General features: G+C 59.5%; 19 protein-coding genes. 9 read left to right on the top strand and 10 right to left on the bottom strand.

From position 1 onward, the window contains the following. Nucleotides 1-24 precede the first annotated feature (24 nt). The 7 genes from CLV74_RS19300 to CLV74_RS19270 form a co-directional block, all read right to left on the bottom strand. On the bottom strand, nucleotides 25-933 hold the full coding sequence (locus CLV74_RS19300; RefSeq protein ID WP_106268090.1) for an HNH endonuclease: 909 nt from the start codon (nucleotides 931-933) through the stop codon (nucleotides 25-27). Beyond that, on the bottom strand, nucleotides 930-3,161 hold the full coding sequence (locus tag CLV74_RS19295; RefSeq protein ID WP_106268088.1) for an AAA family ATPase: 2,232 nt from the start codon (nucleotides 3,159-3,161) through the stop codon (nucleotides 930-932). The genes CLV74_RS19300 and CLV74_RS19295 overlap by 4 nt, the downstream gene beginning before the upstream one ends. 3 nt (nucleotides 3,162-3,164) lie before the next feature. After that, nucleotides 3,165-4,574, bottom strand: coding sequence for a hypothetical protein (locus CLV74_RS19290; RefSeq protein WP_146134985.1), 1,410 nt, complete (start codon nucleotides 4,572-4,574; stop codon nucleotides 3,165-3,167). Nucleotides 4,575-4,824: 250 nt separating this feature from the next. Further along, nucleotides 4,825-5,928, bottom strand: coding sequence for a dimethylsulfoniopropionate demethylase (locus tag CLV74_RS19285; protein ID WP_106268084.1), 1,104 nt, complete (start codon nucleotides 5,926-5,928; stop codon nucleotides 4,825-4,827). Nucleotides 5,929-5,934: 6 nt separating this feature from the next. After that, a complete protein-coding gene (locus CLV74_RS19280; protein WP_106268081.1) occupies nucleotides 5,935-7,545 on the bottom strand; it encodes an AMP-binding protein in 1,611 nt (536 codons plus the stop codon). Nucleotides 7,546-7,563: 18 nt separating this feature from the next. Further along, nucleotides 7,564-8,373, bottom strand: a complete 810-nt coding sequence (gene dmdD / locus CLV74_RS19275) for a methylthioacryloyl-CoA hydratase (protein ID WP_106268079.1) — start codon at nucleotides 8,371-8,373, stop codon at nucleotides 7,564-7,566. 24 nt (nucleotides 8,374-8,397) lie between these two features. Next, nucleotides 8,398-10,161: an acyl-CoA dehydrogenase family protein gene (locus CLV74_RS19270; protein WP_106268077.1), complete on the bottom strand. Its 1,764-nt coding sequence runs from the start codon at nucleotides 10,159-10,161 to the stop codon at nucleotides 8,398-8,400. Nucleotides 10,162-10,272: 111 nt separating this feature from the next. Here CLV74_RS19270 and CLV74_RS19265 point away from each other — a divergent pair, with 111 nt between their 5' ends. From CLV74_RS19265 to CLV74_RS19255, 3 genes are all read left to right on the top strand, one after another. Continuing rightward, nucleotides 10,273-11,286, top strand: coding sequence for an AraC family transcriptional regulator (locus CLV74_RS19265; protein ID WP_106268075.1), 1,014 nt, complete (start codon nucleotides 10,273-10,275; stop codon nucleotides 11,284-11,286). Between the two features lie 77 nt (nucleotides 11,287-11,363). Continuing rightward, nucleotides 11,364-11,723, top strand: a complete 360-nt coding sequence (locus tag CLV74_RS19260) for an iron chaperone (protein WP_106268073.1) — start codon at nucleotides 11,364-11,366, stop codon at nucleotides 11,721-11,723. 86 nt (nucleotides 11,724-11,809) lie between these two features. Then, the gene (locus tag CLV74_RS19255) at nucleotides 11,810-12,391 is read left to right on the top strand and encodes a hemerythrin domain-containing protein (RefSeq protein ID WP_106268071.1); all 582 of its coding nucleotides are present in this window, start codon (nucleotides 11,810-11,812) and stop codon (nucleotides 12,389-12,391) included. Between the two features lie 150 nt (nucleotides 12,392-12,541). Here CLV74_RS19255 and CLV74_RS19250 read toward each other — a convergent pair whose 3' ends face one another. Next, the gene (locus CLV74_RS19250) at nucleotides 12,542-13,897 is read right to left on the bottom strand and encodes an aminotransferase class III-fold pyridoxal phosphate-dependent enzyme (RefSeq protein WP_106268069.1); all 1,356 of its coding nucleotides are present in this window, start codon (nucleotides 13,895-13,897) and stop codon (nucleotides 12,542-12,544) included. A 39-nt stretch (nucleotides 13,898-13,936) separates the two neighbouring features. Then, the gene (locus tag CLV74_RS19245) at nucleotides 13,937-14,716 is read right to left on the bottom strand and encodes an IclR family transcriptional regulator (protein WP_106268067.1); all 780 of its coding nucleotides are present in this window, start codon (nucleotides 14,714-14,716) and stop codon (nucleotides 13,937-13,939) included. Nucleotides 14,717-14,844: 128 nt separating this feature from the next. Between CLV74_RS19245 and CLV74_RS19240 the strand changes: the two genes are divergently transcribed. From CLV74_RS19240 to CLV74_RS19215, 6 genes are all read left to right on the top strand, one after another. Then, nucleotides 14,845-15,780, top strand: a complete 936-nt coding sequence (locus CLV74_RS19240; RefSeq protein WP_106268065.1) for a tripartite tricarboxylate transporter substrate-binding protein — start codon at nucleotides 14,845-14,847, stop codon at nucleotides 15,778-15,780. 67 nt (nucleotides 15,781-15,847) lie between these two features. Beyond that, nucleotides 15,848-16,387, top strand: coding sequence for a tripartite tricarboxylate transporter TctB family protein (locus CLV74_RS19235; protein ID WP_106268063.1), 540 nt, complete (start codon nucleotides 15,848-15,850; stop codon nucleotides 16,385-16,387). A gap of 9 nt (nucleotides 16,388-16,396) precedes the next feature. Then, nucleotides 16,397-17,890: a tripartite tricarboxylate transporter permease gene (locus tag CLV74_RS19230; protein WP_106268061.1), complete on the top strand. Its 1,494-nt coding sequence runs from the start codon at nucleotides 16,397-16,399 to the stop codon at nucleotides 17,888-17,890. 1 nt (nucleotide 17,891) lies between these two features. After that, nucleotides 17,892-19,376: an aldehyde dehydrogenase gene (locus tag CLV74_RS19225; protein WP_106268058.1), complete on the top strand. Its 1,485-nt coding sequence runs from the start codon at nucleotides 17,892-17,894 to the stop codon at nucleotides 19,374-19,376. A 28-nt stretch (nucleotides 19,377-19,404) separates the two neighbouring features. Continuing rightward, nucleotides 19,405-20,649 (top strand): Tm-1-like ATP-binding domain-containing protein, encoded by a 1,245-nt coding sequence (locus tag CLV74_RS19220; RefSeq protein ID WP_106268056.1) that lies wholly within the window; start codon nucleotides 19,405-19,407, stop codon nucleotides 20,647-20,649. Beyond that, a complete protein-coding gene (locus CLV74_RS19215) occupies nucleotides 20,646-21,320 on the top strand; it encodes an HAD-IA family hydrolase (RefSeq protein WP_211299088.1) in 675 nt (224 codons plus the stop codon). Before CLV74_RS19220 ends, CLV74_RS19215 begins: the two co-directional genes overlap by 4 nt. Before the next feature lie 262 nt (nucleotides 21,321-21,582). Here the strand turns inward: CLV74_RS19215 and CLV74_RS19210 are convergent, their stop codons facing one another. After that, on the bottom strand, nucleotides 21,583-22,542 hold the full coding sequence (locus CLV74_RS19210; protein ID WP_106268054.1) for an IS110 family RNA-guided transposase: 960 nt from the start codon (nucleotides 22,540-22,542) through the stop codon (nucleotides 21,583-21,585). Nucleotides 22,543-22,834 lie beyond the last annotated feature (292 nt).

Here is a 22,834-nt window from a genome sequence, read left to right as displayed (position 1 = left end):
CTGTTATTGGTGGCGGGGCCGCTCTTAGCCCGCCATCGCGCCGACTTCATCCTGTACCTTCTGAAAGAAGGCTCGCGCCATACCAGCAAACGGCTGCTCGTCAGTGCACATGGCGTGCAACTCTTCGATAATCCAATGCGCCTCGGCTTCATGGATCGCGGCAATAGTGGGATTATCCGCCACAAGCCAATCGTTCAACTTTTCGATCAACCGGTCCCGCAGCCGGCGCATCTCAAGTAGCCGTATCCGCCGTTCCTCTTCCAGCCATCGCCGGTTCAGACCAAGGATGGTGCGCGTCGCCTCGCCCACCGGACTGCCATCCTTGGCCCGAACGGTAGATGCCCCCTGAAACAGCACCCAGTCCAGATGGTCACCCGGCTCCATTTCCACTGGGTTCAGGATCAGCGGCCTTTCCGTCGTCAGATCGCCGCCTTCTTGCGTGACCCAAGCATTCCCTTCCACCGGAAAGGCGTTCAGCTTTCCTGCGGTCGTCTTTGGCTGGCGCTCAAGAAAGGCGCGCAGATCCGCTTCGGCTTCCACATCGTCGGGGATGATAACGTGATAACTGCGCGACTGATTGCAATGCTGACAGGACAAAACAAGATTCTCCCACCGCATGGCAAGCCACCAGTAACCGGGGTGCACCACCCCCGCGTCATCGGCCTCAGACACGCCTTTCTTGGGCCGATAATGTTCCACATCGGTGTCCTGCGTTCCGGCGATCTTGCTTTCACAATAGGCGCATTTGCCGTGAAACATCTCTCGCAGAGCATCGCGCACCGCGCGGCTGCCATAGGCGCTGAAATCGCCGCTTTTCAGGGTTTCTCCCGCTGCCATCTTGGCCTTGACCCGAGCCAGTTCCCGCGATCCCGCCGAGTCCGGATCATTCGGGTCCAACGCAGCCGGACAAGGGGTGCGCGCAACCTTGATCATTTGCGCTTCTCGAAGAGTGCAGAAAACGTCTGCCGCAGCTCTGCTCGGCGCGGCGAAGGCGCCTTCGTCGGGCTCACCTCTTGTTTGGCCTTCTGCTTCAACGCCTCGGCATAGGCTTGCTGAGCCAAGGTCGAGCCAAGCACCATTCCGTCATCCAACTTGCCCCGCAGTACCTCCATTTCTTCATGCTCTTCTTGTGTCAGGTCTTCGATCCGCACAGCCAGCCGGTTGTAACGCTCCAGCCGCGCATCCGTTTCCGGATCGGTTGAACCCAGCCCGAAAAACTCGGACGTCAGGATTTGTTCAGACCGCATCCCGCGGATCGACGGCAGGTCCATGACACGCTCGACCTGATCCGTGGCCGAGCGCTGCAAGACGAAGACCTCGCCGTCATACATCCCGCGCAGACACAGCGGATCATGGGTGGTAGCGATGAACTGTGTCTTGGGAAAAGCCCTGCGCAACAGGGTCATGATCTGCATCTTCCAGCGCGGATGCAGGTGGGTCTCGATCTCGTCGATGAAGACCACCGCACTGGCAAACTCCATATTGTCATAGTGGTAGAGCATCTCGCGGATGATATCGCAGACCATTGCGATGACGGATTTGTAGCCGACCGAGAGGTCCTTCATGGCCATCCGCTGCCCATCCCGCCGCACATAGATTTGCCCCGGTGTTTCTGGGTCATCATCCCGCTCAAAGTCATCGGCATCCGACAGCATCAACACCTCGCGCAAAGCGCGGGCGGCGGCCTCCCACTCTTTACCTTCCAGCGTGGTCAGCCAAAGGATCGGGTTCGCGATCATATCCATCGGATCGAACAGAGACCGGACACGATGCGCCGGTGCCCGCAGGCGGCGCGTCTTGCGTTTGGTAAAGAACCGGCGGGGTCCGTAGCCAAGCACGATCTTGGCGCATTGAGCATCGCCCGAGAACCGTGCGTCCCCTGCAATTGCGGTGATGCTTGCCGGTGCGCTGCTGTCCAGAAATTCCAGCCGCACCGCCATATCCGGCGCGGTTTCCTGCCAGCGGTAGGGGTCGGGGCGATGGATCAGATCACCGGGCGACAGCGGCTCGTCATCAATTGCCTTGTCCAGTTCCGCCGCCTCATGGGTGCCGATCACCGCCAGCGCCATCGCCTCAAGCACCGAGGATTTCCCCGTCGCATTTTCCCCCAGAAGCAACATGCAAGGGGACTGGTCTTTGTCCTCGACCGTGTCGGGCAGATCAAAGGAAATATCTTTCAAAGCCTTGAAATTGCTGATCTCTACATGGGTGATCGGTTTCAAGGCATTTGGCAGACGGCGAATATTGGGGATGCGACTTGTGGTGGGTTTAGGCTGGATCGGGTCGGTGGCCGTCATTTCGAATTTGGCATCAAATGAGCCAGTCAAGAACTCCGCCGCTAGAACCCCACGTCGCCCTTCAGGCAGTTCGTTGAAGGCGTCGGCAACGTCCTGGGCAGTGTTCGCAGGGAAACTCTTTGATCGGGCAAAAGCCATCAGTACCGCAGTTGCTGCGCCGGTATGGGGTGCAGGACCGGACAAACCCTGAACGCCCAAGGTCTGGCCAGTAGCTTTCAACTGCCCCGATTGTAGCGCTTCTCCCCAAGTCTTGATGATAGAACGCCGTCCCTCCACCAATTCAGACCGATTGAGTTCAAGGAGTTCGGACGTCGCTTGCCCCTGCGAAGTGATCCAATCCACCCAACCGTTCGGTTGGAAAATTAGATGTTCGCGCGGCTCGTGAAAGCATGGATCAAGCATCAATTCTTGTTCGCGCTGCCGTAGCTCCGCGACGGACATTGAAGGGCGGCCACGCGCGGCCTGAACAAAGAAACTGTTGCCCTTCAAACGCGCACAGCTTGAGCAAAGCCAAAGCATGTTTTCCCAGTCGAACATCAGCCAGCTATAGGCCAGCAGATCAGTGCTTCCGTCTTTGTTCTGTGCCAACATTGGTGGCCTGTGACGGCTGGCAACACCTCTTAATCGACTGCCATCGAACGACGCGCGGCTTTCGCAATAGGCACAGCATTCGCCAAAGAGATCAGCCATCTGGCGGCGCATCCCCTCGTCCTCATCCAGCCAGTCCGACCGTGGCGCACGCCGCGTACCGCCTTTGGTTTGTGTTTCTTCGATAAAGGCCCGCACCTCTTCCCGCGCCTCATTGGCACGTTCGCTGAACAGGATTGCAGGGGGCGTGAGTTTTGTTCGATCAATAAACCGCATGGCCTACTCCGCTATTCCCAAGGCATTTCGAAGCTCTTCAATGTGGTGCGGTGGAGGCCCTTTCTTTGGCTTGGGGGCTTTCTCGGTTCCCTTGTCCATCGCCCAGTAATTATTGTGCGAAATGAAAGACCTACGGTGATCTTTGTCGACATTTCCCGCCGCATCCAGTTTGGGCAGCACGGCGATGTCACGGATGCCTTTCAGCACGCCCTTTTCGTCAGTTTCGCTGTCTTGGAACTCCAGACCAAAGACCTCTGCCACCGGCCCCGAGACTAGATCACCGGTCAGAATGTACTTTTCTTCCGAGTACAAATTCGTCCAGCGGGTATAGGCGAACAGAGCCGCGTGATGGGGGGTGCGGCGGTCAATTGGCTGTCGCTGCTCTTCGTTCGAAAAACTGAAGTGGTGCGTCTTTGTCGTGCCATCATACTCAAGCGTCGGCGGGCAGGTCGGCAATAGTCGATCCCGCTGTCGGGCACGCAGGTCCTCATGGCTTTCGGCCCTAAGAAACTCGGCATGGGTCAGAGGCGCACCCAAAGTCACGAAATCCGAGACGATCCAAGGCGCGCATTGTTCTCTGGCCTCGGTAAAGGTCCGCGCTTGCTGGTCCTGAAACGCATCAAGGTCCAGCCCGCCGCTTTTGATCGCTTCGCGGATCATCTGTTCCAGCGCGTCACGCTCTGGCTGCGGACCTGTGCCCCCGATCTTGTTATAACGCGCATAGGTTTGCGCAAGAATATCATAGGCGACAATCGCGCCCAGAGAGTGGGCAACGACGACCAGCCGTTCATAATCGCCGCTATCGATCAGCCGTGACAGAAGGTCAACGCCGCCCTGCCGGATCTGATGCCGCTTGGCCACATTCGGCGGCAGAGCCTTCACATAACGCGCCACATCGCCGAACCGTTTGATCAGCACGGTCGAGACGAAGGCCGACACCGCCATACCGCCCAAGGCAGACAACCACGCAACCCAAGGCGCCGGAGCCTCGGCTTTGGGCCAGAGGCCCCAAAGGGTCAGCCCGCCAATGATCAACGTGACAGCCCATAGCAGTACCCACGCATGGGCCACCCGCTTGGGCGGGATACGAAATAGCAAATCCCTGAGCCAGGTCTGCACATGCTCCCATGTGGTGCCCTGCATCATATGCGCCCAGTAGTATTCGTAGAAATCCGTATAGTTTCCGTTTTTGTCTTGTTCCGTCGTGATGCGGCGCAACTCGGACGAACTGTTGCGCGGATCGGGCTTGGCCCAAGACACATTGCCAGCCCGCGTACCCCCTGTATTGGGATCGGGCTTGGACACGCTAACCAGCTTGGGGTCTAGCGTCCAAACAGAGTTCACGAATGAATTCAGCGTGGCCATGGGGATTTGCTCGCCCATGCCATGCAAGATGACAATTGCTTGCTTCATCGGAATCAACCAATGCTAAAATAAAAATCAGAGTAAGACTTTTCTCTAATTTTTCACAGAAGCTAGGGCCGCGAAATTCGCTTAATCCGAATAAGTGCGCATAAAAGCTTCGATAAAATCAGAAAATACCAGAGATTTAATATTCTCATCAGCGCAATATGCAGCGGTTGAGTATGCTTGCCCCGTTGATATCTGCAATAGAGGCAAGCAAGGGGCTTTGCTTGCCTCCAATGTCAGCGCGGAAACGCGGTTAGGCCCAGAATGTCTCGTGGACTAGGGCTTGGCGCGGGCCATCGATGGTTTCGACCGTCAGCTCGGTGCCCGCGTCCCAATGGGTCATGCGCACCATGCCGATGGCAACGTTGGTCTGGAAATCCGGGGACCATGCGGCAGACGAGACACGACCAACCGTCTTTTCCCCGTGCTTGAGGGGCCACCAGCGGTCACAACCGGGCACCGCGGGACCGTCGATCTGAATAGCGCGGATTTGTTTGACAGGGCCCTCTTTCGCCACACGCAACAACGCATCGCGCCCGATACAGCCAATTGCAGTCTGGGTGTTGCAGAACTTGCCAAGGCCGCACTCATGGGGCGTGTTGTCGTCAGTCATATCGTTGCCATAGGACAGCAGCCCGCCCTCAATCCGCTCGATCAGGTTGGGACAGCCTGCGCGAACGTCCATGGACTGGCCCGCCTCCATCAGAGCGTTCCACAGGGGCATACCGATCTGTTCGCCCTCGACATAGATTTCAAAGCCGCCCTGCTTGGAATATCCCGAGCGAGCGACGACCAGATCGTGACCTTGAAAATCAAGATGGGCAAAGCGGAAGAACCGGATGTCTCGCACCTGATCACCGAACACCGCCGCCATCAGATCATCGGAACGGGGGCCTTGTACGGCCAAGGGCGACACGTCGGGCTCATCCACCAGCACATCAAGGCGATAGCCATAAGCCAGCCCCTTGACCCAATACAGCAGATCGCTGTCGGCGATCGAAATCCACCAGCGGTCCTCGGCCAGTTTGACGGCAACGGGATCGTTCAACATGCCGCCCGTTTCATCGACAATCGGCAGATAGAAACACTGGCCCGGCAGCATCGAACGCAAATCGCGCGGGGTCATCAACTGCACCAGACGACCCGCATCGGGGCCGCGCAGTTCAATCTGACGCTCACAGGCCACGTCCCAGACCTGCACCGCCTGTTTCAGGTGGTGGTAGTCTTCCTGAACCGAGCGGAACACCGTCGGCAGAAGCATGTGGTTGTAGACAGTGTAAGCTTTGACGCCAGCGGCCTCGACACCGTCCGAGAAGGGGGTGCGGCGCAGCCTGCGCGAAGGGGAAAGCAGTGCCATACCGGTTTACTCCAGTTCTTTGGCGCGATCGCGAAGCTGGAACTTCTGGATCTTGCCGGTGGATGTTTTAGGAAGGGTTTCAAAGATAACCGCCTTGGGGGCTTTGAAGCCCGCCAGACGGGTGCGGCAAAAGGCGATCAGGTCTTCGGCGGTGACCTCTGCCCCGTCACGCAGTTCCACGAAAGCGCAAGGAACCTCGCCCCACTTTTCGTGGGGCTTTGCGACAACGGCGGCGGCCTGCACCGCGGGATGGCGATACAAAACCGCCTCAACCTCGACCGAAGAGATATTCTCACCGCCCGAGATGATCACATCCTTCAGACGGTCACGTATCTGCATGTAGGCGTTTTCATGGACGACAGCGCCATCACCGGACCAGAACCAGCCATCCTCAAAGGCCTTCGCGGTGGCCTCGGGGTCTTTGTAGTAGCCCGACATGACCGTGTTGCCCCGAATGGCAATCTCACCCTGAGTGGTGCCGTCGCGAGGCACGGGCTGGCCAGAGGCGCGGTCAATGACCGTGACCTCTTCGACCATCGGAAAAGCAATGCCCTGTTGCGCTTGCAGTTCGGCCTGTTCGGCGGGGCTTAGATCATCCCAAGCCTCTTGCCACAGACACTGCGAGATATGGCCAAAGGTTTCGGTCAGCCCATAGACCTGCATCACGTCAAAGCCCATCGCCCGTGTCTTTTCCAGCACCGAAGGCGGCGGCGGTGCGCCTGCTGTCATCACGCGGATCGAGGGTTCAAAGGGGGCCGCGTTACCTTCGGCCTCGGCCAGCATCTGCAACACGATTGGCGCGGCGCCAAAGTGGGTCACGCCGTGGGTGCGGATCGCCTCAAGAATACGGTTCGCAGCCGGAATGCGGGTAAAGACAAACGTGCCCCCCAGCATCGCCACCAACCAAGGATGCCCCCAGCCATTGCAGTGGAACATCGGCACCACGGACAGGTAGACCGGATAGGGCGGCACCTGCCACGCGGTCCCTGCGCCAAGCGCCATCAGGTACGCGCCGCGGTGGTGATAGACCACACCCTTGGGCCGCCCCGACGTGCCGGACGTGTAGTTCAGCGCAATCGCATCCCACTCATCCTCTGGCAGCAGGATCGGCATCGGCGCGGTGTCGGCCAGCGCCTCATAGGTGGGGCCACCAAGGCTTTCGCCCGGTGCGGCGGGGTCGGCGATCTCGACCACGGGCAATGTACGCCCCAAAAGGTCAAACGCCTTGGACAACAAAGGCACCAGTTCCCGATCCACGATCACCAGTTTGCTGTCCGCATGGTCCAGAATATAGGCGATGGTTTCCGGCTCAAGCCGCGTGTTCAGCGTGTTCATCACCGCGCCGGTCAAGGGCAGCGCAAAGTGCAGTTCAAACAGCTCGGGCACATTCGGGCTAAGGACAGAGACCGTATCACCCTTTGCAACACCAAGCCCCATAAGACCCGCCGCCACAGAACGGATACGCGCGGCAGTTTCGGCCCAACTGCGCCGGATATCCCCATAGATCACCGCCGTGCGCGTACCATGCAGGCTTTCAGCGCGGCGCAGGAAGGACAGGGGCGACAGCGGCACATGGTTCGCCCGTGTCTTTTGAAGAGCCTCGAAATGGTGACGCATGTCGTTGTCCGCTCTGATTTAAGTGTTGGGCCGCACGCGGGCTGCGGTCTTGTTGGCGAAGGCTTCCAGACGCTCGCGCGCGGCGGGCTGGGTGTTGACGATCCCGCCCACAAAGGCCTCGGCGTAGGCGGCATCCATGCCCGACATGTTGTTCATGTGGCTGACCGCAGAGCAGATCGCAAAGTTTGTCAGCGGCAGGTTCTGGGCCACCTTCTCGGCCAGCTCCATCGCCTTGGCGTAGCTGCCACCCTCTTCAGTGATGTACTGCGCCAGCCCCAGATCCACGGCCTCTTGACCCTGATAGACGCGGCCGGTCAGGATCATGTCAATCATGCGGTACTTGCCGATCATATCCGAGACACGGATCGTTGCGCCCCCACCGGTGAAAATCCCGCGCTGACCTTCGGGCAGAGCGAAATAGGTGCCCGGATCGATCACCCTCACGTGGGCGGCGCTGGCCAGTTCCAGACCACCGCCAACAACCGCGCCCTTCAGCGCGGCGATGATCGGCACCCCGCCATATTCCATTTTGTTGAACGCTTCATGCCAGCGCAGACAGACGTGCATAAAGTCATCGGGGCTGCGATCCGCCTTCCAATGCTCGACCAGATCAAGCCCTGCGCAAAAATGGTCCCCTGCCCCTTCCAGAAGCACAGCTTTGACGCCCGCCATCCGCGCACCGCTGAAAAAGCGGATCAGTTCCTCGATCGTGACCACATCCAGCGCATTGCGCTTTTCAGGACGGTTCAGGGTTAGAACATAGAGGCCATTGTCACGCGCCGAAATCGCAAGGCGTTCATAGGTGGCGGGATTTACAACGTCATTCATATGTCTGGTCCTTTTCGAGAGAATTCATTCAGGGAAAGTCGCGTCCAAGAGGCTGCGAGAGCCGTGCAGGATGCGGGCTTGTTCGGTGGCGCACTCGGGCAGAATGTTCTGGGCATAGAACAGGGCGGTTTCGATTTTGCGGACCATGAAGGGCGCATCTTGACCCGCGTCCAGCGCGGCTTGCGCCGCCAAAGCCCCTTTGCCAAGCATCCAGCCCGCCGCCAGCGTTCCGGTCAGCATCAGGAACGGGACAGAGCCCGCAAAGGCCGCGTCGATATCCTTGGGCTTGTTATCCAACATCCATTCCAACGAGGTCTCAAACGCCGCCCGCGCCTGCGCAAGGCCCGCGCCAATCGCTTGGGCAGAGGCATCGCCCTTGGCCAGTTCTGCCTCGGTCGTGGCTATTCCAGCGGCGAACAAGCGGGCAGCCGCCCCGCCATCGCGCATCACTTTGCGTCCCAAAAGGTCATTGGCCTGAATGGCCGTGGTGCCTTCATAGATCGGCAGGATGCGGGCATCGCGGTAGTGCTGCGCGGCGCCGGTTTCCTCGATAAAGCCCATGCCGCCATGAATTTGCACGCCCAATGAGGCAACCTCGACAGCGCGTTCGGTGCAAAAGCCCTTGACCAGCGGGACCATGAATTCGGCCAGCGCATTGGTTACACGGTCTGTCCGGTAATGAGCGATATCCAGCAGTCCCGCGGTTGCGGCCGCCATCGCCCGCCCGCCTTCGGTCAGGCTGCGCATCCGCATCAGCATACGGCGCACGTCGGGATGTTCGATGATCGGCACGGCGTCTTTGGTTTGACCGTTCACCGGACGGCTTTGCACGCGGCCCTGCGCATAAGCCAGCGCCCGTTGATAGGCCCGTTCAGAGGTCGCAACGCCTTGCACGCCCACAGTAAACCGCGCGGCGTTCATCATGATGAACATGTATTCCAGCCCGCAATTCTCATTGCCGATCAGGAACCCCGTCGCATCCTCATATTCCAACACAGCCGTAGGACTGGCCCGCACGCCCAGTTTGTGTTCGATGCTGACACACTTCACTGCATTCGCAGCCCCAAGCGTTCCGTCCGACTTCACCAGCGTCTGCGGCACGATAAAAAGGCTCAGCCCCTTGGGTCCGGCGGGCGCACCATGGGTCCGCGCCAGCACTAGGTGGATGATGTTCTCGGTCAGATCATGGGCGCCGTAGGTGATAAAGATCTTTGTGCCCCTGACGGCATAGCTGCCATCCGTACGCCGGATCGCCTTTGTCGCAACAAGGCCTAGATCGCTGCCCGCTTGGGGCTCGGTCAGGTTCATCGTGCCGGACCAGCGCCCCGAAATCAGCGGCTCAAGATACAGCGATTTCTGCGCGTCCGAACCCGTCAGCAGCAGCGCCTCGATCGCGCCATCGGTCAGCAGCGGGCACAGGCCAAAGCTCATATCGGCGCTGTTCAGCATCTCTGTCGCCGCCGCACCCGCAACGCGTGGGAGGCCTACCCCGCCATAGGCCACCGGATGGGTCAGCGCCTGCCAGCCCATTTCAACAAACTGCGCGTAGGCCTGCGCATGGCCTTCGGGCATTGTCACGCGGCCCTTGTCAAAACTGGTCCCCGCCCGATCCCCGTCCTGAGACAAGGGCGCAATCTGTTCGGCACAGAACTGGGCATAGCCCGTCAGAGCCGCGCCAATATCCGATAGATCGCATTCGGAATAAGCGTCCAAAGAGGACACCTTTCCCCAATGTGACAGGTGTTCGATACAGAACATCAAATCCTTGACGGGCGGCTGGTAGGTCATGCCTGTCTCCCCAAAGGCACTATGGTTTTCTGACATCTAACCGCTGCACAGCTTGCCCATAAGCTCATTTTTTGCCAAACTATTATCCGATCACGACACATTAGGTCCGCCATGAGCAGTCATGACCCTATCTCTCTAACGACCGTATCGGCGGGGTTCATTCAGGACTGGCTGGACGCGCTGGCATCGCGCTGCACGCCAGAGACGATGGCATCCCTGCTGGAACGTTCAGGCCTGCAATCCGGTCCGATGTCCCCCACCCAGCGCATCACACTAGAGGAAATCGCCAGACTGTATCAGTTGGCCGCGCCAGAGACCGGCGACGAGATGATGGGCCTCTGGAGCCGCCCGATCCGCCCCCGCGCCCTGCAACACCTTGTCACCGTACAACGAGAGGCCAGCAGCCTGACCTCGGCGCTGTATCGGTTCTCGACCTATTGGAACCTGCTTCTGGATGATTTCCGTCTGGATCTGCGCCACCAAGATGATGAGGTAGAACTGGCGCTTGTGCCCTATGCCGCCGAAACCCGCCCGCAGCGGTTTGGCCACATGCTTATCCTGAAACTGGCCCACGGCCTTTTGTCATGGCTGGCAGGGGCGGAAACAAATGTGAAGGCCGTGCGCTTTGCCTTTGCGCGTCCGGATTTCGCCGCCGATTACGCGGTGGTCTTTCCCTGCCCGGTCGAATTTGACGCCGCCGAGACCGCCATCCTCTTTGATCCGCGGCAGTTTGACCGCCCGATCACCCGCACCCCTGCGGAGGCCTCGGTATTCCTTGAGCGCGCACCGCTGGACTGGATCTTTACCGGCTCACGCGCCCATACAAACAGCCTGCGCGTCCGCGCCTTCCTATACGGTGCCACTTGGCAGACCTGCCAATTGCTAGATGCGGCCGACGCCCTGAAAATGACCCCGCGCACACTGAACCGCCGCCTGAAACAGGAAGGCACTTCGTTTCAGGACATCAAAGACGCCCTGCGCCGCGACATTGCCATCCGCGCCCTGCAACAAGGCACTGACAGCATCGAGCAGATCGCCTTCGACACCGGCTTTTCCGCCCCTGCAAACTTTCACCGCGCCTTTCGAAAATGGACCAATCGCACGCCGGGATCATACCGCGGCTGAGACCCGCGCCCCTCCGTCCGACAACCCATGACGAAACTGTTTATCACGGATCAAAAGCGCTGTAGCGTGATGCGCAAATGGCCAAGTTCGCAAGCATTGATCAGTACATCGAAACGCTTCCGCCAGAGGTGCGGAAACAGGCGCAGGCGCTGCGATGCGCCATTTCGTCGGCGGCAGAGGGACTGGTAGAAACCATCTGCTACGACATGCCCGCGTTTCAATATAACGGGGTGACCGTTATCTATTTCGCGTTCTGGAAGAAACACATCGGCCTCTACCCGATCTATCGGGGCACCGAGGCGTTCGAAGCGCTCGTCGCACCCTTCCGTGCGAAAACAGACACGTTGCAACTACCGCTACACCAGCCGGTTCCTGATGATTTAGTGGATGCGATCGTGAAATCCCAAATGGCAAAACTGCAATCGACGCGAACCTGACAGACCTCAGAGGGGCTGCGACCCAAGCACGGCCGCGCCAAGCCGATAAGCTTGACTTGGCAAGGGGAAAGGCATTCTTAGCAATCATGACCGACCTTTCGACCCTGCCTCTCGACGCGCTCTCGCTGAATGAGGCCGCCCGCCCCTCAGCGCCCAAAGTGCCCGCCGCCACAGACACGCACCGCCGCCAAGGCGGGCAGTTGGCGGCCATTCACCGTCACTATTTGATGGAAATGGCCCAGATCGGTGCCGTTCTAGCGCGGATCGAGGCAGGCGACACGCCGCCCGAAAACCTGAAACGGATCGTTCTGTCCCTCAACATGGCAGAGAATTTCAGAGCCTTCGGGAACCTTTGCGGCCGCGAATGTCAGGTGCTGAAGTTCCACCACGATATTGAGGGCGACGACATGTTCCCCCGCATCAGCGCCGCCGGTGGTGGCATGTTCCGCGAGGTAGTGGCCAAACTTCTGTCCGAACACGAAGTGGTTCATGAACTGATCATCCGCCTAAGCGACGCTGCTGACACACTGATTGAAGACCCCAGTGAAGCGCATTTCACGCAGGCCGCCGCCACTTATCGAAAACTGGAAGAAATTGTACGCTCGCACTTTCGCTATGAAGAGACCGAGCTGGCAGAGGCCATCGGATACTATCTCGGCAGTATTTGACCGCCAATATTCCAAAATATCGGCCTGCAGCTCTGGGGCAGTTTAAAGGCCTTGCGCACACTTTTGGGTTTGATTGCGCAGTCACCTCTGAATGCCAAAGACCGGCAAACGGCCCCACAGGCTAAAGCGGGGCCGTAGCTTGCGACTTGATCAGCCGTGCGCAGCAAAGCCGGCGTTCAGGGCAGTCAGGATAGTGGTCACGTCATTTTCGGTCAGGATCAGCGGCGGCGACATGATGATGTTATTGCCAGACACCCGCACCATCGCACCGTTTTCATAGGTGGTGCGATGGATCGCGCCGATGGTCTTTTTGTCGATGGGCGCTTTGGTTCCCCGATCCGAGACCAATTCCAACGCGCACATCAGACCGTGGCCGCCACGCACGTCGCCGATCACCGGATAGGCTTCCTGCAGTTTCAGCAGCCCTTCATATAGCTGGGTGCCACGTGCGGCAGCGTTGTCTTTCACCTGCAAACGCTGGGTCTCACGAAGGCAAGCGATCGCCGCAGCAGCCCCCACCGGATGCCCCGAGTAGGTATAGCCTGATCCGATGGCCCCTTTGCCGGAGGTGTCGCCTTCGAACACTTCAGCCACCTGATCCGAGATCATCACCGCACCAAACGGGAAGTAGCCGTTGGTGATCGCTTTGGCGGTGCACATCATGTCTGGCTTAACGCCCCAGTGGCGCGATCCTGACCAGCTGCCGGTGCGGCCAAAAGCAGTGATCACCTCATCAGCGATCAGCAGAATGCCATATTTGTCACAAAGTGCCCGCACGCCCGGCATAAAGCTGTGGTGTGGCGGAATGACGCCGCCAGCACCCAGAATTGGCTCCATAATAAAGGCGGCGATCGTCTCAGGGGCCTGAAACTTGATCTCGTCTTCCAACGCGGCAAGGCACAATTGGGCCAGACGCTCGGGGTCGGTCTCATTGAAAGGGTTACGATAGGGGTAAGGCGCAGGCACGTGGAAACAGCCGGGCATCAGCGGCTCGTACTGGGTGCGAAAGTTGGCGTTTCCGTTGACCGAAGCCCCAAGGGTGTGGGTGCCGTGATAACCCTTTTTCAAGGACAGATATTTGACCCGTCCGCCATCACCGCGCACCTTGTGATACTGACGCGCCAGTCGCAGCGCTATTTCCACGGAATCCGATCCGCCCGAGGTAAAAAACGCACGGCTCAACCCGTCGGGCGCGAAAAAATCGCGCAGCATTACGCTCAGCTCAATCACCGCGTCATTGGTGGTGCCACGAAAGATCGAATAATAGGGAAGCCGGTCCAACTGGGCGCGGATCGCCTCTTTGACCGGCGCACAGGAATAGCCAAGGTTCACGTTCCAAAGGCCGCCCACCGCATCTACGGTGCGGTGTCCGTCCAGATCCATGATCTGCACCCCTTCGCCTTCGACAATGATGTCGGGCAGATTGGCCAGACTATCGGCGGGATGGGCCATCGGATGCCACAGGTGACGGGCGTTATGTTCGGTCAGGAAATTGGAATCTTTCATCTCAATCAGGATCTTTCATCTAAAGCGGCGCCTAGGCGATCAGCCTTTGGGCGCATCGGGGAAGTCGCGGGGCAGAACGCCGCCAGCCGAAATTGAGGCTTGCCGGATCGTCGCCAGCAGCGCCTGTTGAACGTCATTCATCTTGTCTTCGGTGACCCGAACGGTAGGCACAGCCACGGCGATGGCCCCGATCGGGATGCCCTCGGGGCCAAAGATCGGCCCGCCAACGGAAGAGACTTCGCTGTCATAGGTCTGGTCCACGCGGCACACGCCAGTGCGACGGGTGTCCTCCAGTACCGCACGCAGATAAGCGCGGTCGGTGTGGGTCTTGTCAGTAAATGCGGGCAGCGGCGCGCCGAAAGCGTCATCCACAAAACGGGAGAGCGAAAAGGCCAGAACCGCCAGTCCCGAAGAGGTCGCGTGCAGGGGAAGGATTTCGCCTTCGTCGAAATGCACCTGCGTGCCGTGAACCTGCGGGTCGGTGTGGAACACCGGCGACAGGACTTTGCCCTGCAACAGTGAGGCATGGCAAAGCTCGCCCGTTTGGCGGGCCAGTTCCTCGACCACAGGGCGGAAGACAGCGCGAATCGGATGGGTGGCTTCGCGCACTGCCGTCAGACGCAAAATGGCGGGCCCAAGGCGGTATGTACGGGCCACAGGATGCTGTTCCAGAAAGCCATTTTCCTCAAGCTCTACCAGATGACGATGCACAGTTGCCTTGTCACGTCCGGCAAGGCGCACAAATTCGGTCAACCCGATTTCTGGCCTGCGTCGCGAGAAATATCCCAGTAATTCAAGGGCTTTTGTGATCGTTCCCATTGTCGTCCTCTGTCTTTTCCATCGCCGTTTTCGGGCTTGGCAAAGAAAAGTTGACACAAGATCGTTGCGATGGCAACAATTAATGCACCAACGGTTCAAATAATGAACCATCCAACGGGAGAGCTTGTATGAACACGTTTTTAAAGACCTCGGTGGCGATTGCCCTGACGGCGCTGCCGCTGGCGGCGCAGGCCGAATATCCTGAAAAGCCGGTGAACTTTGTGGTGCCCTTCCCGCCCGGTGATCTGGAAGATGTACTGACCCGCATGATCGCCGAGGATTTCCAAACCAAGTACGGGGTGGCCGCCGCAGTTATCAACCGCCCGTCGGATGGCGGTCCGTTCCCCGGCGCGGCGCAGGTCGCAGGTGCGCCAGCGGATGGTTATACCGTCGGCTCTTTCGTGGTGGATATTCCTGTAGTCGGCCCGCAAGTGGGTATTCCGGCGCTGGCCGACAACCCGTTCGAGCCGTTGGGCATTTTCCTGACCTACCCCTTTGTCATTGCCACCTCGTCCAGCGCCCCGTTCCAGTCGCTGGACGAACTGGCAGCATACGCCAAAGACAATTCAGTCGTGCTGGGGCATTTTGGATCGTTTCTGCTGCCGACGCAGGCCACTTTTGCCGCCGCCAAAGAGCTTGGGTTCGAATGGGGGGCCGAGGCCTCGTCCGACGCGCTGGACTGCAATTCGCTAGCCTCTGGCGATTTCGATGTGGTGAACACCACAATCCAGTTGATCCAGCCTTGCCTTGACCAAATCACTATTCTGGCCAGCATCACCGAAAGCCCGATCTCGTTGGCACCCGATGCGCCGACGCTGGCGGCTGTGACCCCTGATTTGGGGATCTCGTTGTGGAACGGGCTGTTCGTACACAAAGACACCCCCGACGATGTACGTGAAAAGATCATCGAGGTCGCCCGTGAAACCGTCACGTCAGAGCGGGCGCAAAAGCTGTCCGCAGAGACCGGCGCGCTGGTCTACTGGATGGATGCCGAAGCCGCCGCGGCCCGCATCGCCAGTGACATCGAGATCACCGGCCACATCAACCAGTTGATCGCCGAGTAATCACGTCGGGGCCGTGCGCGGCCCCGACCAGCCGTTCAATCGCGGGCGGCTGTCAGGGAGATTTACAATGCAAGAAGATCCAGACGCGCCCCACGTCTTTCCGATCGGGCGCAAACCCGGCGAGCTACTGTTTGCGGCGCTGATCCTGTTGTTCTCGGGCCTGCTGTTGGCGCAGATCGGGTGGCAGACGACTTGGCTCCCGAAAAAGGCACTGGCCGCGCAGCCACGCCTGTGGCCAGCGATCTCGCTTGGGGGGATGGCATTGTTCGGGCTGTTGTTGTGGCTGAAGACCCGCAACATCACCCGCACCCCCGGCCGCTGGCGCGAGGCCCTGTGCTGGGTCAAATCCCTAGAGTTTGTCGGTTGGTACGTCCTGTACGTCGCCGCCATTCCGGTGATCGGCTATCTACTGGCAACGATAGCCTTCTGCCTCTTTATGGCGGTGCGGCTGGGATACCGGTCGCGGCAGGCGATCCTATCGGCCATCGGCTTTGCCCTGTTTGTGGTGCTGACCTTCAAGACCGGTTTCAACGTCAAGATTCCTGGCGGCGCCCTCTATGAACTGGCCCCCGAAGACCTGCGCTACATCCTCATCCGTTATTTCTGAGCGAGTTTCATGGACCTACTGCTTTCAAGCATCGACATTATCGCGCGCTGGGACGTTATCGCGGCGCTGTTTATCGGCTCGATCGGAGGTGTTCTGGTGGGGGCGCTGCCCGGTGTGGGTGCGGCGGTGGCGATTGCCATCATGCTGCCCGCAACCTTTATGCTAGAACCCATCGTCGGCCTGACCGCCTTGCTGGGGGTCTATGGATCATCCATGTTCGGCGGCGCCATTCCGGCCATTCTGGTCAACACCCCCGGCACGCCGGTGAACGCCCTTACCACGTATGACGGCTTTCCGATGACCCAACGCGGCGAAGCGCGGCGGGCCTTGGGGTTGGCCTACTCGGCCTCGTTCTTTGGGGGCATTTTCGCCATATTGTGCCTAATGATCTTTGCCCCCGTTCTGGCCAAGGTCGCCCCCATGTTCGGCGCGCGCGAGATTTTTCTGGCAGCCTTGCTGGGGATTGTGCTGGTGGTGGTGACCCATCGCGGGCAGGTGCTGGCGGCGGGGATGCTGGCCTGCTTTGGCATCTTTCTACAGACTATCGGGATCGAGGGCAGCGCCTACACCCAACGATTCACCTTCGGGCAGAGCTGGCTGCAAAACGGCATCGATCTGATTGTTGTCGTGCTTGGCCTTTTCGCGATCTCGCAGGCGTTGGTGCTGTTTCTGGACGAAGACAAGAACTTTCCAATGCCTCATGTGGGCAAGAAGGGCTTCTTTCACACACTTCTGGAATTGCGCCACTTCAAACGCGTGGCGACAGTGGGATCAGGCTTTGGCGTGATCTGTGGCATGATCCCCGGTGTGGGCGAATTTATGTCCCAGTTCATGTCCTATTCCTACGCGCAGCGCACCTCAAAGACGCCCGAGACATTCGGCAAGGGCAATCCCGAAGGGCTGATTGCCTCTGAGGCGGCCAATAACTCGGTCCCGCCAGCAGCAATGGTGCCTCTGCTGGCGCTGGGAATTCCGGGCGAGGAACTGACCGCCATGATGCTGTCGGTGTTCTACGTCCATAACGTGATCCCCGGTCCCGCATTATTTGCCAACCAGATGGATTTCATTCTGGCGCTCTATATCTGCCTGATCCTCTTGAACGTGATCGTCGTCGCGTTCCTGTTTCTGGCAACAGATACGCTGATGAAGGTGATGCTGATCCCCAACCGTTTTCTGGGGATGATGATCATGACCTTCAGCCTGATCGGGGTTTATTCCCTGCGCAATTCGCTGACCGATATCTTCGTCGCTGCAGGGTTCGGCGTGTTCGGGATGATCCTCAAGCGGCTGGACTGGCCAACCTCTCCGGTGATCCTTGGCATCGTGCTCGGCGGTCTAATGGAGGACAAGCTGCGCACCGCGATGGCCCGCGTCCGGTCCCCGCTGGAATTTATCGAACGTCCCATCGCCATGGTGCTTTTCGCGATGATCGTCGCGGCAGTTGGCATTCATTTCTACACACTCTGGCGCGACACCCGCACCAGCAAAGAAGAGGGCAAGTGACATGGATCTGTCCCTGATCAATTCCTTGCGGGCCAGCCCCGTCACTCCCGGTGCGCATATCATTGACGGCGGGCGGCGGGCGGCCTCGGATGCAGAGGTGATGCAGGTGCTTTCGCCGCTGGATGGCCAACCACTGACCACCATGCCGCGCGGCACCCGCGAAGATGCCGATGCCGCCGCTCTTAGTGCGCGCACTGCCTTTGACGATGGCCGCTGGCGCGATATGCCCCCTGCGGGTCGCAAGAAAGTGCTTTTGCGGTGGGCCGATCTGATTGAGGCTAACGCCGCCGAGCTAGCCGTTCTTGGAGTTCGCAACAACGGCACCGAAATCGCGATGGCGCTGAAGGCCGAGCCGATGTCTGCCGCAGGCACCATCCGCTATTACGCCGAAGCGATCGACAAGCTGACTGGCGAGATCACCGCCACTGGCCCCGCCAATCTGGGACTGGTCCACCGCGAGCCTGTGGGCGTTGTGGGCGCAATTGTGCCTTGGAACTTCCCGCTGATGATCGGCGCGTGGAAACTGGGACCGGCGCTGGCGGCGGGATGCTCGGTGGTGCTTAAACCGGCTGAAACTGCCTCACTGACCCTGATCCGTCTGGCAGAATTAGCGCTAGAAGCGGGCTTGCCTGCTGGGGTCTTGAACGTTGTCACCGGCGAAGGCGCTGTGGTGGGCGATGCAATTGCCCACTCGATGTTGGTCGATGTGCTGGTCTTCACCGGATCAGGCGCAACGGGGCGCAGGCTGATGCAAGCTGCTGCCGCATCAAACCTCAAGCGCGTTTATCTGGAACTTGGGGGAAAATCCCCCAACATCGTCTTTGCCGATGCCCCAGATCTGGACGAGGCAGCCAAAACATCCGTCAACGGCATCTTCCGCAACGCGGGCCAAGTCTGCATCGCCGGATCGCGTCTTCTGGTGCAGCGCGAGATTCACGATGACTTCGTCGCACGACTAGCGGATCATCTCGCGTCGCTGAAAACTGGCGACCCTCTGGACCCCAGCACAGGTGCGGGGGCGGTGAATTCCTTGCGTCAGCTAGAACAGAACCTATCCTTCGTGGATGAAGCCCGCGCTGCAGGACGCACGATCGTCACGGGCGGCACGCGTATCCTTGAAGAGACCGGCGGCTATTACATGGCGCCGACCATTGTGACCGGCGTGCAGCCCCAAGACCGTCTGGCGCAGGCCGAGGTTTTTGGCCCTGTGCTGGCAGTGCTGCCCTTTGACACCGAAGAGGACGCAGTGCGCATCGCCAATGGTACCGACTACGGGCTGGCAGCGGCGGTCTGGACCACGGACCTGTCGCGGGCGCACCGGATGGTGCGGCGTCTTCAGGCGGGGATCGTACATGTGAACACCTATGGCGGCTCTGACATGACCGTCCCGCTGGGAGGGGTCAAACAGTCGGGCAACGGACATGACAAGTCCTTGCACGCCTTTGATAAATATCTCGACCTTAAAACCGCATGGTTCAAACTGTGATGACGGGACGCAAGCCGAGGGGGACACCATGAGCGATAAAACGATCCTGATCGTTGGCACCTATGACACCAAACAGGACGAGCTGTCCTACATCGCAGAGGTGATCCACGCCCAAGGCGGCAAGGTGATGACGATGGATGTCAGCGTGCTGGGGCAAGCAGCAACGCCTACGGATGTCTCAAAGCATGATGTCGCCCAAGAAGGGGGCCATTCGATCCAAGAGGCCATCGACAGAGGCGATGAAAACATCGCCATGCAGATCATGGCCAAGGGCGCAGCCCTGACCACCGCCCGTCTTTACCGCGAAGGCAGGATAGATGGCGTCCTGGTTCTGGGCGGCACCATGGGCACCGATCTGGCTTTGGATGTCTGCAGCGCCCTGCCCATCGGAGTGCCGAAGTATATCGTCTCGACGGTGTCATTCTCGCCCCTCATCCCGCCGGAGCGTCTGCCCGCCGATGTGCAGATGATCCTTTGGGCGGGCGGGCTCTACGGGTTGAACTCGGTCTGTAAAGCCTCGCTCAGCCAGGCAGCGGGAGCTGTGCTGGGGGCCGCCCGCGCAGCGCAACGGCCAACGGGAGACAAGCCACTGATCGGGATGATGTCCTTTGGCAAAACAGTGTTGCGCTACATGGTGGGCCTCAAGCCCGAACTGGAAAAGCGCGGCTATGAAGTTGCCGTTTTCCACGCCACAGGCATGGGCGGGCGGGCTTTTGAAAGCCTCGCAGCCGAGGGAGCTTTTGCCGCTGTTCTAGATTTTGCACCGCAAGAGGTGGGCAACCATCTGATGGGTTCATCCATCACAGCAGGGGCGGACCGGATGACCAATGCCGGCAAGCGCGGCACGCCGCAAATCGTCTCGATAGGGTGTTACGATCTGGTGGATTTTGTGGGTTGGCAGCCGGTACCGCCGTTGGTCGCGGGACAAGAGCAGCATGCCCATAACCGGCTATTATCCTCGGTTATGATGACCACCGACCAGCGCCGCCAGATGGCGCGTACCATGTGCGAACGGCTGGCCACAGCAGAAGGGTCGACGACTCTGCTGTTGCCGCTGCACGGTGGCAACGAATGGGACCGACCAGGTGGCCCGCTGTCGGACCCCGACGGTCTAGCCGCCTTTATCGAAGAGTTGCGCCAGAACTGTCCCGAAAACGTCAGGCTACAAGAGCTGGAATGTCATATCAACGATGACGCCTTCTGCACTGCCGCCTTGAAGGTCTTTGACGATCTGGCGAAGGCCGGGCTGCTTTCCAAGGAGCCGATTTCATGACGATGCCCTGTCAGGCGCTTGTGCTGGATTTCGGCGGCGTGATCAGCCGCACCCTTTTTGAAACCCATGATCTGACCGAGGCCGCCCTTGGCCTTGCCGCTGGTACCCTAACATGGCGCGGTCCATTTGAGCCGGAGGGCGATCCGGTCTGGCGCGCAATGCAGGCAGGCGGAATCTCCGAGCGGGATTACTGGACCCATCGCATGCACGAGACAGCCGCACTGGTGGGCGAGGATTGGACTGATTTTCCACAATTCGTCGGGCGCGTGCGCGGTGCCGATCCCGCCGCTGTCATCCGCCCCGAGGCATTGGCTGCGATCCAAACAGCCAATGCAGCAGGGCGCAAACTAGCGATCCTGTCCAATGAGCTGGACCTTTTTTACGGCGCGGACTTCCGGACGAAGCTGCCGTTTTTGGCCGATTTCGATGTGATCGTCGATGCAACATACACAGGCATTCTGAAGCCTGATCCCCGCGCCTATCAGGCGATCACCTGCGCGTTGAACCTGCCGCCTGAGGCCTGCGTCTTTGTTGATGATCAGCGCAAGAACATCGACGGGGCGCGATATGCAGGAATGCAGACGGTGCATTTCGATGTGACCGATCCAGCGCAAAGCTATGATGAAGCGCTGGCGGCCTTGGGCATCAGTGCAAGCGTAACTGCTGTTTGAGAGACAGCTGGCATAACTTTGCCTTTGGCACCTGTCGCCGATGGCCGTTGCAAGGGTCCATATGGCCCAGAGCAAGGCCTCAATATCTTCCACAGGTATGGTTGAGTGGACGTCCTGCGTCCGCGCTTCATTGATCCCGAGAAAACTACACCCATTCTTGATCTCTGAAGGTGGACAACAAATTCAAACAAAAATGGGCTTGTTGCACATATCGGTGAGAGGGATTCACCTCGGGAATGCTGATGGTTAGCAACTGTATTCATCAGGGATGGCGGGGCTCCCATTTCCGCCGTTTTTTGCAAAGAGCATTGGCGATGATGACGAGCTTGCGCGCGACGGCCGTGACGATGACCTTGTGCGGCTTGCCGGCTTTGCGGAGTCGATCGGCGAAAGCTTTGAGCGTCGGGTTGTGATGTGAGGCAACCAGTGCCGCCTGGAACAGAACGTGCCGCAGAGCACGCCTGCCACCGGCGATGGCGCGCTTGCCACGCAGCGTTCCGCTGTCCTGCGCCACAGGCGCCAGACCGGTCAGCGCTGCAGCTTGTTCGCCGGTGATCGCGCCGAGTTCGGGAAGTTCGGCGATCAGCGTCGAACCGGCGACCGGCCCGATTCCGGGAACGGAACGAAGGATCTGCGCGGTGTCCGCAAGATGCCTGTCGCGACCGAGAAGCTCTGAAATTCGGCTTTCCAGCTCGGCGATCACGACATCCAACCGCTCTTTCAGCTCCACATCGATATCCTCGAACAGCTCCGCAGTTCCCGATTTCCGATGCGCCCGTATCTGCGCCAGAAGCCGCTTTCGCATCTCAACCACCTGTGCCCGCCTGGTGGTTAAGGCCCTGAGAAGACGTAGATGTTCCGCGGGAAGTGTTCGTCCCGCCTCGGGCCTGAAGACTAGGAAACGCGCTATAAGTTCGGCATCGATCCTGTCGGTCTTGGCGCGGGTTCCCAGGCTGCGCGCGAAGGCCTTGACTTGGGCTGGCGGCACTTGGCGGGTTTCGACGCCTGCATCCTCCAGATGGAACCAGAGCCGCCATTCCTGCCCGCCCGTCGCTTCGAAACAAACGACGGCTCTCTGGTCGTGAGCGAGATCGGACACCGCGACATGGCCATCATCGGAATTGGGGATGCGATGTCGCTGGCCGTCCGGAAGGCAGTGAATATCGAGCCAGTCTCGGCTCACATCTATCCCGATGATCCGACCGTGTGTTACCTTCTCCATGCTCTCCTCCTTCTGATACGCGGTCCCACGAGGGCCGCTGGCAACTGTTCGAGACAATGAAAGAGAGGCGGTGCCGACAGGCTAAGAAGCGTGGTCATGCCACAAGGGTCAGACGTCGAGCACCACCCCGTCGCGGGTCCTGGCCGGGACACGTGACGGGACCACGCTACCAGATCCGGGATACAGAAGGGTCAGGGTGGACTTGTCGCGTTTAAGTTCCGATCCTGCTGCTCATTTATGCGGCCTTTCTTTCGAACGCCAAGGGGCTTTTATAGCCGAGTGCTGAGTGTTT

The organism is Donghicola tyrosinivorans (assembly GCF_003003355.1).
GTDB classification, from domain to species: Bacteria; Pseudomonadota; Alphaproteobacteria; order Rhodobacterales; family Rhodobacteraceae; genus Donghicola; species Donghicola tyrosinivorans.
Note: the sequence above shows the minus strand (reverse complement) of the source record. Positions and strands in the feature narration are given on the sequence as shown.